The sequence below is a fragment of the Bradyrhizobium sp. 1200_D9_N1_1 genome (assembly GCF_052075915.1).
In the GTDB taxonomy this organism is placed as follows: domain Bacteria; phylum Pseudomonadota; class Alphaproteobacteria; order Rhizobiales; family Xanthobacteraceae; genus Bradyrhizobium; species Bradyrhizobium diazoefficiens.
In genome coordinates this window covers 1,107,264-1,119,994 of sequence record NZ_CP197226.1, presented here as the reverse complement: position 1 = coordinate 1,119,994, position 12,731 = coordinate 1,107,264, and the positions used below count along the sequence as shown (strand labels likewise).

General features: G+C 66.4%; 9 protein-coding genes. 5 read left to right on the top strand and 4 right to left on the bottom strand.

Features of this window, described 5'->3' with window-relative positions:
• Window positions 1–41: 41 nt before the first annotated feature.
• The 3 genes from AB5K84_RS05425 to AB5K84_RS05415 form a co-directional block, all read right to left on the bottom strand.
• Window positions 42–554, bottom strand: a complete 513-nt coding sequence (locus AB5K84_RS05425; RefSeq protein ID WP_162494178.1) for a TIGR02281 family clan AA aspartic protease — start codon at window positions 552–554, stop codon at window positions 42–44.
• A 129-nt stretch (window positions 555–683) separates the two neighbouring features.
• Complete coding sequence (gene hrpB / locus AB5K84_RS05420) at window positions 684–3,158, bottom strand: ATP-dependent helicase HrpB (protein ID WP_038968081.1); 2,475 nt, start codon at window positions 3,156–3,158, stop codon at window positions 684–686.
• Between the two features lie 122 nt (window positions 3,159–3,280).
• Window positions 3,281–4,597, bottom strand: a complete 1,317-nt coding sequence (locus AB5K84_RS05415) for a UDP-glucose dehydrogenase family protein (RefSeq protein WP_011090851.1) — start codon at window positions 4,595–4,597, stop codon at window positions 3,281–3,283.
• A 193-nt stretch (window positions 4,598–4,790) separates the two neighbouring features.
• On the opposite strand from AB5K84_RS05415, the gene AB5K84_RS05410 reads away from it, so the two are divergent.
• The 3 genes from AB5K84_RS05410 to AB5K84_RS05400 all read left to right on the top strand — a co-directional run bounded on the left by AB5K84_RS05410 (window position 4,791) and on the right by AB5K84_RS05400 (window position 10,058).
• The gene (locus AB5K84_RS05410) at window positions 4,791–5,858 is read left to right on the top strand and encodes an acyltransferase family protein (RefSeq protein ID WP_038967713.1); all 1,068 of its coding nucleotides are present in this window, start codon (window positions 4,791–4,793) and stop codon (window positions 5,856–5,858) included.
• 216 nt (window positions 5,859–6,074) lie between these two features.
• Complete coding sequence (polA, locus tag AB5K84_RS05405) at window positions 6,075–9,146, top strand: DNA polymerase I (protein WP_011090853.1); 3,072 nt, start codon at window positions 6,075–6,077, stop codon at window positions 9,144–9,146.
• A 276-nt stretch (window positions 9,147–9,422) separates the two neighbouring features.
• The gene (locus AB5K84_RS05400; protein WP_011090854.1) at window positions 9,423–10,058 is read left to right on the top strand and encodes a LysE family translocator; all 636 of its coding nucleotides are present in this window, start codon (window positions 9,423–9,425) and stop codon (window positions 10,056–10,058) included.
• A gap of 175 nt (window positions 10,059–10,233) precedes the next feature.
• Here AB5K84_RS05400 and AB5K84_RS05395 read toward each other — a convergent pair whose 3' ends face one another.
• Window positions 10,234–10,860, bottom strand: coding sequence for a glutathione S-transferase family protein (locus AB5K84_RS05395; RefSeq protein WP_011090855.1), 627 nt, complete (start codon window positions 10,858–10,860; stop codon window positions 10,234–10,236).
• Window positions 10,861–11,044: 184 nt separating this feature from the next.
• On the opposite strand from AB5K84_RS05395, the gene pyrE reads away from it, so the two are divergent.
• Window positions 11,045–11,608, top strand: coding sequence for an orotate phosphoribosyltransferase (pyrE, locus tag AB5K84_RS05390; RefSeq protein WP_027547500.1), 564 nt, complete (start codon window positions 11,045–11,047; stop codon window positions 11,606–11,608).
• A gap of 314 nt (window positions 11,609–11,922) precedes the next feature.
• Window positions 11,923–12,699 carry a DUF2865 domain-containing protein gene (locus tag AB5K84_RS05385; protein ID WP_162494179.1) on the top strand — a complete coding sequence of 259 codons (777 nt, stop codon included), beginning with the start codon at window positions 11,923–11,925 and terminating at the stop codon, window positions 12,697–12,699.
• The last annotated feature ends 32 nt before the right edge of the window (window positions 12,700–12,731 follow it).

The following is a 12,731-nucleotide window of genomic DNA, read 5'->3' as shown; positions in this document are numbered from 1 at the left end:
GCTTTTTGAAATATACGGTCGCAGGAGCCTTTGGGAGGCTTCTACTGCTCCAGCACCATCTGCCCGTTGGCGTACTCGAAACGCTTCAGGCGGGACAGGAAGGAGAGGCCGAGCAGGTTTTCCGACAGCGCCTCGTCCGGCAACACCATGGCGTCGACGTCGCGCACGACGAGGCCGCCGACCTCCAGCATGGCGATGCGGGTGCGCGCGGCCTTGATGGTGCCGTTGGCGGTGGAGACGGTGGCGTTGTACTCGCCGCGCGAGGGACGCAGGCCGAAGCGGGCGGCCGAGGTCTCGTTCAGCGCAACGACGGAGGCGCCGGTGTCGACCATGAAGCCGATGCGCTGGCCCTCGATCCGGCCCTCGGTCTGGAAATGGCCACGGCCGTCGCGGCCAATGGCGAGGCTGCGGCCACCGGCCGGCGCCGTGGTTGCGACCGCGACCGTCGTGCGCGGCGCTGACGTGGCGGAAGCGGAGCTCATCCTGTCCGCCATCTGCGCCATGAAGGTGCCGAGGCCGATCATGATGGCCGCGAGGATCATTATGTTACGCATCACACCACTTCCGAGCCGGAAAGCTCGATTTCACCACGCGACACGACCGTCCGCGAGCGACGCCGCGGCCGGGCCAGTGCCATTTTGACGAAAAGGATGAGCGGACGGTTAATACGGGTTCGTGATTTCTCAGGTGCCGCGCGGTTTGACCCGCCGGGTCGGCAATGCATTCGCCGGATCTTCCGGCCAGGGATGGCGCGGGTAGCGGCCGCGCAGGTCGGAGCGTACCGCGGCGTAGCTGCCGCGCCAGAAACCGGGGAGATCGCGCGTCACCTGCACCGGGCGCTGCGCCGGCGACAGCAATTCCAGCACCAGCGGCACCTTGCCGGCCGCGATCGACGGATGGGTGTTGAGGCCAAACAACTCCTGGAGCCGCACTGCGATGGTCGGCCCCTGCTCGGCCTCGTAGTCGATCGCGAGCACGGTCCCGGTCGGCGCCTCGAAATGCGTCGGCGCCTCGCGGTCGAGCCGTGCGCGCATCTCCCACGGCAACAGCGCCATCAGCGCATCGGAGAGATCGCCGGCGGAGATATCCTTGAGCGCTATCTTGTCGTAGAGCGCGGGCACCAGCCAGTCGTCGCGCCGCACGATCAGCCCGTCGTCGGACAGGTCAGGCCAGCTGTCGCCTTCGGCCTTGCGCAGGAACATCACGCGGTCGCGCCATTGCTCGGCCGCCTTCGACCAGGGCAACCGGTCGAGGCCCGCGGCGATCAGACCATCCGCGAAGATGCGCGCGGTCTCCTCCGACGGCGACACAGCCAGCGTAGCTTCAGAGAGCGTGATCGCATGCAGCGCGCGCTTGCGCCGTGCACGCAGCGCCATCGCGCCGCGATCGAACGAGATCTCGTCAACGGTCTCGATATGCTCGGCGAAATGCCGCTCGATGTCGTCCTCGGTGATTTGCGCGGCGAGCAGGATGCGGCCGCTCGCCGCCGTGCCCGTCATTTCGCCGATCGCGATATAGGGCGCGCGGGCGAGCGACGAGGTCTGCTCGACGGCGGCGCCGCGACCGTTGGCGAGCACGAAACTGCCGTTGCCGCGATTGCGCGCGACGCGGTCCGGGAAGGCATAGGCGAGCATCAGGCCGGTCGAGAGATCTTCCTGCGGCCCCTCCTTCTCTGACGCCGCGACCTGCGAGGCCCAGCGCCGGGCAAGGTCGCGCGCACTCGATGCGCGCGGTGAGCGGTCGCGGCGGAACTGGTCGCGCCGGTGCTCGAGATCGGCGCTGTCGCCGCCGAGCCCGCGCTCGGTGAGGATCGCCGCGATCTCGGCGGCGTCTCCGCCCGCGCCGGCGCGATGCGAATCCACGATCATGCGCGCCAGCCGCGGCGGCAATGCCAGCGCGCGCAGGCTCTTGCCCTCGGCGGTGATGCGGCCGTCGCCATCCAGCGCATTGAGCTCGCTGAGAAGGCTCTTGGCTTCCTTCCAGGCCGGCTGCGGCGGCGGGTCGAGGAACGACAGCGCGGCGGGGTCAGTGACGCCCCATTGCGCCAGATCGAGCACGAGCGAGGACAGATCGGCGCTGAGGATTTCCGGCTGGGTGTAGGGCGCGAGCGACGCCGTCTGCGGCTCGTCCCAGAGCCGGTAGCAGACGCCCGGCTCGGTGCGGCCGGCGCGGCCGCGGCGCTGATCCACCGCCGCGCGCGAGGCGCGCACGGTCTCGAGCCGGGTCAGGCCGATATCAGGCTCGTAGCGCGGCACGCGGGCAAGACCGGAATCGACGACAATGCGCACGCCTTCGATGGTGAGCGAGGTCTCCGCGATCGAGGTCGCCAGCACCACCTTGCGCGTGCCCTTCGGCGCGGGCGCAATGGCGCGATCCTGCGCGGCGGCATCGAGCGCGCCGAACAGCGGCACGATCTCGATACTGGCGTCCTGGACGCGCTCGCCGAGGAAATTCTGGGTGCGGCGGATTTCAGCGGCGCCGGGCAGGAACGCCAGCACCGAACCGCCATCGGCGCGCAACGCCGAGGCGATCGCATCCGCCATCTGCCGCTCGATCGGCGCGTCCGCCTTGCGGCCGAGATAGCGCGTCTCGACCGGAAAGGCGCGGCCCTCGCTTTCGACGACGGGCGCCTCACCGAGCAGCTTTGCGACGCGGGCGCCGTCGAGCGTTGCCGACATCACGAGAATGCGCAGATCCTCGCGCAGGCCGGTTTGCGCGTCACGCGCCAGCGCAAGGCCCATGTCGGCGTCGAGCGAACGCTCGTGAAATTCGTCGAACAGGACGGCGGCAACGCCGGAGAGCTCGGGATCGTCCATGATCTGGCGGGTGAAGATGCCTTCGGTCACGACCTCGATGCGCGTCGCGCGCGATATTTTCGAGCCGAAACGGACGCGGTAGCCGACGGTCTCACCTGCCCGCTCGCCGAGCGATTTGGCCATGCGATCGGCGCTGGCGCGCGCCGCGATGCGCCGCGGCTCCAGCACGATGATCTTCTTGCCCTTGGCCCAGGGCGCATCGAGCAGCGCCAGAGGCACGCGCGTGGTCTTGCCGGCGCCGGGCGGGGCCACCAGCACGGCCGCATTGTGTGCCTCGAGCGTGCGCGACAAATCGTCGAGCACGGCATCGATCGGGAGGGGCGTGTCGAAGCTGCGGGGCAAAGGTCTCGGTCCGTCATCACCCGCGAAGGCGGGTGATCCAGTAAACTCAGGTCCCAATCATCACGAAGATCGGGGTTACTGGATACCCCGCCTTCGCGGGGTATGACAATCGTGTGTCGCTATCAGCCCTGCGCCGACGGACGGCCGACGCTCTCGTAGGTGAAGCCGGCGGCGCGCATGTCTTCGGGGCTGTAGATGTTGCGGAGGTCGACGACGACGGGCTGCGCCATGACACTCTTCAGCCGGTCGAGATCGAGGCCGCGGAACTGCACCCATTCGGTGACGACAACCAGCGCATCGGCGCCTTGCGCACAGGAATAGGCGTCCTCGCAATAGGTGATGCTGGGCAGCTCACTCTTCGCCTGCTCCATGCCGACGGGATCGAAGGCCTTCACCTTGGCGCCCATGTCGATCAGGCCGGTCACCAGCGGGATCGACGGCGCATCGCGCATATCGTCGGTGTCGGGCTTGAAGGTGAGGCCGAGCACGGCGATGGTCTTGCCGCGCAGCGAGCCGCCAAGCGCCTGGCTGACCTTGCGCGCCATCGCGCGCTTGCGGTTCTCGTTGACGGCCAGCACGGATTCGACGATGCGCAAGGACACGTCGTAGTCCTGCGCGATCTTGATCAGCGCCTTGGTGTCCTTCGGGAAGCACGAGCCGCCGAAGCCGGGACCTGCATGCAGGAACTTGGTGCCGATGCGGTTGTCCAGGCCAATGCCGCGCGCGACCTCCTGCACGTTGGCCCCGACCTTTTCGGAAAGGTCCGCGATCTCGTTGATGAAGGTGATCTTGGTCGCGAGGAACGCGTTGGCAGCGTATTTGATCATCTCGGCGGTGCGGCGCGCCGTGAACATCAGCGGCGCCTGGTTCAGCGACAGCGGGCGATAGATGTCGCCCATCACCTTGCGGGCGCGCTCGTCGGAGGTGCCGACCACGACGCGGTCCGGGAACTTGAAGTCGCGGATCGCCGCGCCCTCGCGCAGGAATTCGGGGTTGGAGGCGACGACGACGTCGGCGTTGGGATTGGTTTCGCGGATGATGCGCTCGACCTCGTCGCCGGTGCCGACCGGCACGGTCGACTTGGTCACCACGACGGTGAAGCCCGACAGCGACTGCGCGATCTCTTTCGCGGCGGCGTAGACGTAGGACAGATCGGCGTGGCCGTCACCGCGGCGCGACGGCGTGCCGACCGCGATGAAGACGGCATCGGCGTCCGCGACCGGCTTCGACAGGTCGGTGGTGAAGTCGAGCCGCTTGGCCTTGACGTTGGTCGCGACCAGCTCGTCGAGCCCGGGCTCGTAGATCGGGATCTCGCCGCGATGGAGCGCCGCGATCTTCTTCTCGTCCTTGTCGACGCAGGTGACGTCGTGACCGAAATCCGCAAAGCAGGCCCCGGACACCAGTCCCACATAGCCCGTTCCGATCATCGCGATTCGCATGAGAAACCCTGTCTTGGCTTGGTTAACGAAACCCCAATGCGGGGCGGTTTAGCATTTTCCCGATGGAAGGGAACAGTCTGCGAGCAAAAACCGGCACGCGAATTGAACCGGTAAAGAAGTCGTAAGCCGCAAGGCCCCACACTGCATCACGCCCGCACAGAGCCGGGTGGAACACGCCTCGAAACGGGACACCATGGCACCATCAGGCACAATCCCTGGGAACGGGGGCGTTAACGCCCCTTCTGCCGCACGTGTCGACTGGGTCGACTATGCCAAGGGCATCTGCATCGTCATGGTCGTGATGATGCATTCGGTGCTTGGGGTCGAGCTCGCCGCGGGCGAGACCGGTTTCATGCATGTCGCCGTGGCCTTCGCAAAGCCGTTCCGGATGCCGGATTTCTTCCTGATTTCGGGCCTGTTCCTGTCATTGGTGATCGACCGCGACTGGCGAACCTATCTCGACCGCAAGGTGGTGCATTTCGCCTATTTCTATGTCGTCTGGGTGACAATCCAGTTCGGCTTCAAGGCGCCCGCCTTCGCGGCGGAGACGAGCTGGCGCGAGGTCGGCCTCTTGTATCTCGAATCCTTCATCGAGCCGTTCGGCACGCTCTGGTTCATCTACCTGCTGCCGGTCTTCTTCGTCGTCACAAAGCTGACACGGCGCGTCCCGCCGCTCGCGATCTGGCTCATCGCCGCGGCGCTGGAGACGGCGCGCATCGCGACCGGCTGGACCGCGATCGACGAGTTCTGCGCGCGCTTCGTCTATTTCTATTCGGGCTATCTGTTCGCGCCGTACGTGTTCGCGCTGTCGGATCGCGCGCGCAGCCATCCTGGGCCTGCACTCGCAGCGCTCGCGACCTGGGCGCTGATCAATGCCGGCCTCGTCGCGTATGGGGCCAGCGAATGGAAGGTCGTCTCACTCGTGCTCGGCTTTGCAGGGGCCTGCGCCATCATCACCATGGGCACGCTGCTCGCGCGCGCGCAGTGGCTGAACTTCTTCCGCTTCTGCGGCGAGCACTCGATCGTGATCTATCTCGCCTTCTTCCTGCCGATGGCGGCAACGCGCACGCTGCTGCTGCGCACCGGCGTCATTCCTGATATCGGCACGGTGTCGCTGATCGTCACCATCGCCGGCGTGCTTGGATCGCTCGCGATCTGGCAGGCCGCCCTGCGGCTCGGTGCCGATTTCCTGTTCGAACGGCCGGATGCGTTCTGGATCGCGCCGAAGAAGGCGGGCGTGCGGTTGCAGGCGGCGGAGTAGCTGCACTCTCGGTGTCGTCGCCCGGCTCGACCGGGCGTCCCAGTACGCCGGGACGCCAGTGATTGAGCCGAGAAGCCGCGGCGTACTGGATTCCCCGCCTTCGCGGGGAATGACAGTGGGGATGCGAGGAATGACAGCGGGGGATAGTCGCGCCGTCAGCCCAAAAATCCCCCTCCAAAGGCTGTCAAAGCCCGCAAAAATTCATACATTGCGGCCATGCCCAAGACATCCCCGAAGACCACCGCCAAAGCTGACACCAAGGCTGCCGCGCCCAAGACGGCCGCCGACAGCAAATCCGCTGCGACAACTGCTGCCAAACCGGTGGCGGCGAAGGCGGCCGGCAAGGGCGACCATGTCTTCCTGGTCGACGGTTCCTCCTACATCTTCCGCGCCTATCACGCGCTGCCGCCGCTGAACCGCAAATCCGACGGTCTTCAGGTCAATGCCGTGCTCGGCTTCTGCAACATGCTGTGGAAGCTTTTGCGCGACATGCCAGCCGACAACCGGCCGACGCATCTGGCCATCGTGTTCGACAAGTCGGAGGTCACCTTCCGCAACAAGATCTACCCCGAGTACAAGGCGCACCGGCCGCCGGCGCCTGACGATCTGATCCCGCAATTCGCGCTGATCCGCGAGGCCGTGCGCGCCTTCGACCTGCCCTGCCTGGAACAAGGCGGCTTCGAGGCCGACGATCTGATCGCGACCTATGCGCGGGAGGCGAGCGACCGCGGTGCCACCACGACCATCGTGTCCTCCGACAAGGACTTGATGCAGCTCGTGAACGACAGGATCACGATGTACGACACCATGAAGGATCGCCGCATCGGCATTCCCGAGGTGATCGAGAAATTTGGCGTTCCGCCGGAGAAGGTGGTCGAGGTGCAGGCGCTCGCCGGCGATTCCACCGACAACGTGCCCGGCGTGCCCGGCATCGGCATCAAGACCGCGGCGCAGCTGATCGTCGATTATGGCGACCTCGAGCAGCTCCTGTTCCGCGCGACCGAAATCAAGCAGCCGAAGCGGCGCGAGGCGCTGATCGAGAATGCCGAGAAGGCGCGGATCTCGCGCAAGCTGGTGCTGCTCGACGACAAGGTCGAGCTGGAGGTGCCGCTCGACGACCTCGCCGTCCACGAGCCCGACGCGCGCAAGCTGATCGCCTTCCTGAAGGCGATGGAGTTCTCCACGCTGACGCGCCGCGTCGCCGACTATTCGCAGATCGATCCCGCCAATGTCGATGCCGATGTGGCGAACAGCAGCGAGGCCCGCGGCGGCGACAGCGCGGCCAGGACGACCTCGTCCGCGACGTCCGGCGATCTCTTCGCCGCTCCTGCGGTTACGGCAACGGGCGGCGACAAAGGCGGCAAGTCGGCCAGCATCAAGGGCGCGCCGATCTCGCTCGCCGCCGCGCGCGAAGAGGCGCTGCGCAAGCTTCCGGTCGACCGCGGCAAGTACCAGGCGATCAAGACGCTCGCCGAATTGAACGCCTTCATCGCGCGCATTCACGATGCCGGCCATGTCGCGATCGAGATCAGGGCGAACTCGATCGATCCGATGCAGGCCGATCTCTGTGGCGTCGCGCTGTCGCTCGCGCCGAACGATGCGTGTTACGTGCCGCTGGCGCACAAGCAGTCCGGCGGCGGCGCCGGCCTGTTCGACGGCGGCCTTGCGCCCGATCAGGTCAAGCATGCCGACGCGATCGACGCGTTGCGGCCGGTGCTGGAATCATCGGGCATCCTCAAGATCGGCTTCGACGTCAAATTCACCGCCGTCATGCTGGCGCAGCACGGCATCACCTTGCGCAACACCGACGACGCCCAGCTGATCTCTTATGTGCTCGACGCCGGCCGCGGCTCGCACGGGCTGGAATCGCTCGCCGAGCGCTGGTTCGGCCACGCCATGCTGAAGGAGGGCGAGTTGCTCGGCAGCGGCAAGGGCAAGATCACCTTCGACCAGGTGCCGATCGACAAGGCCGCGCCGCTGTCAGCGGAAGGCGCCGACATGGCCTTGCGGGTCTGGCGCGTGCTGAAGCCGCGCCTCGTCGCCGAGCACATGACGACGGTCTATGAGACATTGGAGCGGCCGCTGGTCGCGGTGCTCGCGCGCATGGAGCGGCGCGGCATCTCGATCGATCGCCAGGTGCTGTCGCGTCTCTCCGGCGACTTCGCCCAGACCGCGGCCCGCGTCGAAGCCGAGATCCAGGAGATCGCGGGCGAGCCGGTCAATGTCGGCAGCCCCAAGCAGATCGGCGACATCCTGTTCGGCAAGATGAGCCTGCCGGGCGGCACCAAGACCAAGACCGGCGCATGGTCGACCACCGCGCAGGTGCTCGACGAGCTCGCCGAGCAGGGCCACGACCTTCCGAAAAAGATTCTGGAGTGGCGCCAGGTCTCGAAACTCAAATCGACCTACACCGACGCGCTGCCTGAATACGTCAATCCGCAGACCCATCGCGTGCACACGACCTACGCGCTGGCCGCGACCACGACGGGCCGGCTGTCGTCGAACGAGCCGAACTTGCAGAACATCCCGGTGCGCACCGAGGACGGCCGCAAGATTCGCCGCGCTTTCATCGCGACGCCCGGGCACAAGCTCGTCTCCGCCGACTATTCGCAGATCGAATTGCGGCTGCTGGCCGAGATCGCCGACATCCCCGTGCTGAAGCAGGCGTTCCGCGACGGGCTCGACATTCACGCCATGACCGCGTCGGAAATGTTCGGCGTGCCGATCAAGGGCATGCCGAGCGAAATCCGCCGCCGGGCCAAAGCGATCAATTTCGGCATCATCTACGGCATCTCGGCGTTCGGCCTCGCCAACCAGCTCGGCATCGCGCGCGAGGAGGCCTCGGCCTACATCAAGAAGTATTTCGAGCGCTTCCCCGGCATCCGCGCCTATATGGACGAGACGCGCGATTTCTGCCGGCAACACGGCTATGTCACCACGCTGTTCGGCCGCAAGTGCCACTATCCTGATATCAAGGCGTCGAACGCCTCGGTGCGCGCCTTCAACGAGCGCGCCGCGATCAACGCGCGTCTTCAGGGCACCGCAGCCGACATCATCCGCCGTGCCATGACGCGGGTGGAGGACGCACTCGCCGAGAAGAAACTCTCGGCGCAGATGCTGCTCCAGGTGCATGACGAATTGATCTTCGAGGTGCCGGACGCCGAGGTCGAGGCGACGCTGCCGGTCGTGCAGCACGTCATGCAGGACGCGCCGTTCCCGGCCGTGCTGCTGTCCGTGCCGCTGCACGTCGATGCACGCGCCGCGAAGAACTGGGACGAGGCGCATTGACGGCTCTTCACCTCGGCTCACTTGCGCTTCGCTGACGCCACAAACACGGTGTCGTCCCGGCGAAGGCCGGGACCCATAACCACAGGATCGAGTTGGGCGAAGATTGCCCACTACGATCCCGCACCACACTTCTCCCTGGGGGTATGGGTCCCGGCCTTCGCCGGGACGACGCCCAGAGAGACACGCACTGAATCGAATTGTCCTCCGAGCAATTGCGCGATGGCTCCGCCGCCTCGCGCATATTAGAACCACCGCATCTCCTGCACCGGTTCTCCCATGCCCCACACTTCCGCGCTGCTCGGCTTCGCTCTCGTCTGCCTCGGCCTCGTGCTCACGCCGGGACCGAACATGATCTACCTGATCTCGCGCTCGATCACGCAGGGGCCGGCGGCGGGCATCGTCTCGCTCGGCGGCGTGGCGCTCGGCTTCGTGTTCTACATGCTGTGCGCGGCGTTCGGCATCACGGCGCTGCTGCTCGCCATTCCCTTTGCCTATGACGCGCTGCGCTTTGCCGGCGCCGGTTATCTGCTGTGGCTGGCCTGGCAGGCGGTGAAGCCGGGCGGGCGCTCGCCGTTCCAGGTGAAGCAGCTTGCGATCGACAGTCCGCGCAAATTGTTCGCGATGGGGTTCGTCACCAACCTGCTCAATCCGAAGATCGCGATGCTGTATCTGGCGCTGCTGCCGCAGTTCATCGATCCCGCCGCCGGCAGCGTGCTGACGCAGTCGGTGGTGCTGGGCGCGATCCAGATCGCGATCAGCGTCAGCGTGAATGCGATGATCGCGCTCGCGGCCGGATCGATCGCGCTGTTCCTGGCGAACCGGCCGAGCTGGATGCTGGTGCAGCGCTGGCTGATGGGCACGGTGCTGGCCGGGCTTGCGGTCAGGATGGCGGTGGAGGCGCGGAAGGTGTGATTGCCTCTTAACCTCTCCTCGCTTGCGGGGAGAGGTCGGATTGCGAAGCAATCCGGGTGAGGGGGTACAGGTCTCACGCCGATCTCGCGTGTGGAGAGAAGCCCTCACCCCAACCCTCCCAGCGCGAGCGAAGCTCGTCGCGGCCCCGTAAGAACGGGGAGAGGGAGAAGAAAGCTCAATCCAGCTTCGCGTCCATGCCCCGCTTCACCGCAGGCCGCGCCATCAGGGCCTCGTACCAGCGCTTGACGTTGGGGAAGTCGGCCAGCTCAACCTTGTGGCGTGGATGGCGCCAGGCCCAGCCCAGGATGGCAAAATCGGCAACCGAGAGGTCGCCGGCGACGAAGTCGCGGTCCGCCAGCCGGCGGTCGAGCACGGCGTAGAGCCGGCGGGTTTCGGCCATGAAGCGCTTCAGGCCGTAGGCGCGGTCCTGCTCGTTCTCGAGCGCGATGAAATGATGCACCTGGCCGGGCATCGGGCCGAAGCCGCCCATCTGCCACATCAGCCATTCGTAGACCGGGATACGACCCGCGAGCGATTTCGGCAGGAATTTGCCGGTCTTTTCGCCCAGGTAGAGCAGGATCGCACCGGATTCGAAGATGCTGACGGGCTTGCCGTCCGGCCCCTCGGGGTCGACGATCGCAGGGATCTTGTTGTTGGGGGAGAGCTTCAGGAACTCCGGGGCCATCTGCTCGCCCTTGGTGATGTTCACCGGGATCACCTTGTAGGGCAGCCCCATTTCCTCCAGCGCAACCGAGATCTTGCGGCCGTTCGGCGTGTTCCAGGTGTGCAGCTCGATGGTCATGCGTCGTTTCCTTCCCCAAAAGGCATGAGCCCCCACCTACTCCAGAAGGTTGCGACCCCACAACCGGCGGTCCGGGATGGCCGATCGTCGGCCGATCCCTGTTGACTGGACCTGTCCCCTCTGGAATGTCGCGGCCGTCGCGGATAAATTCCGCCACTTCCAAAAACGCTCCCGAGGGACCGCCGTGTCGAAATCAGCCTCCCGCGCCCGCCTGTTCGAAATCATCCGCCGGCGCTCCTTCGGCCGCGGCGAGGTGACGCTCGCGTCGGGCCGCAAGAGCGATTTCTACTTCAACCTCAAGCCGACCATGCTCGACCCGGAGGGCGCGACACTGCTCGCCGAGCTGACCTATGAGGCGCTGAAGGACGACAATCTCGATTTCATCGGCGGGCTCGAGATGGGCGCGGTGCCGCTCGCCGGCGCGCTGGCTCAGATCTCCTGGATCAAGGGCCATCCGATCGCGGCGTTCTTCGTGCGCAAGAAGCCGAAGGAGCACGGCGCCAAGCTCGCGATCGAAGGCCTGCCCAGGGGCGAGACGCTCCAGGGAAAGCGCGTCGTCATCGTCGAGGACGTCACCACGACAGGCGGCTCGGCGATGAAGGCGGTGGAATCCGTGCGCGAGACCGGCGCCGAGGTGGTGCTGGTGCTGACCATGGTCGACCGCGAGGAAGGCGCCACCGACACGTTCGGTGCGGCCGGCCTGCCGTTCCGCTCGCTCTACAAGGCGTCGGAATTCTTGAAGGCGTGACGGCTCTTCCCCCTCGGCCCCGTTCTTACGGGGCCGCGACGAGCTTCGCTCGCGCTGAGAGGGTTGGGGTGACGGGCCTCCCTCCACGCGTGAGATGGCCGCGAGACCTGTCCCCCCTCACCCGATTTGCTTCGCAAATCGACCTCTCCCCGCAAGCGGGGCGAGGTGAAGACCAGCCCCTCAACCGCTCATTTACCATCACCCCTTATGGTGAATCAGAAGCTGAGACGAGTTGCTCTCGGCGGGTTGCGTTGCGTCGGGTGGAGTAAGCGTTGCGTACAGTCATGTCCCATGCGCGCCGGCGGCGTCGCGCGATGCTTGTGGCCGCCACCCTGGCAGCCCCGCTGCTTGCAGCTCCCGCCCCGGTTTCGGCCGAAGGCCTGTTCGACTTCTTCTTCGGCGGCATGCAGCAGCAGCGGCCGCAGCGCGAGGTGCCGCAGCAGGCGAGCTCCTACGCCGATCCCTTCACCGGCCAGCAGAATCCCGCAACCCCGCAATATGTGCCGCCGACACGCTCAGCGGCCGCCGGCGGCTCGGGCCCGGCCTTCTGCGTGCGCAGTTGCGACGGCAAATATTTTCCGCTGATGCGCGGCCTCGCCTCGCCGGCGCAGATGTGTCAGGCGTTCTGTCCTGCCAGCGCGACAAAGATTTATTTCGGCTCCTCGATCGACGGCGCCGCGTCGCAGACCGGCGAGCGCTACGCCGACAGCGAGAATGCGTTCGCCTATCGCAAGGTGCTGCGCGCGGACTGCACCTGCAACGGCCGCGAGCCGGTCGGCCTCGCCCCGGTCGATCTCGCGCTGGATTCTTCGCTGAAGGCCGGCGACGTGATCGCCACCTCCGACGGCCTCGTCGCCTATACCGGCATCCGCGTTGGCAACGAGCAGACCGCCGACTTCACCCCGGTCGCCTCCTATCCCGGCCTCACCGCACAGGTCCGCGCGCGCCTCGGCGAGATGAAGGTGGCCCCGGTGCGCGCAGAGACGGTGGCAGCAGATGCGCCGGCAGCGGAGATCGTGCGCGAGACGCTGCCTGATGTGACGGTGCCGAAGACGCAGGCGAAGCCGGCGAAGCGGGCAGGACTGGATTAGGACCCAACTGTAACCAAGCCGTCGTTGCGAGG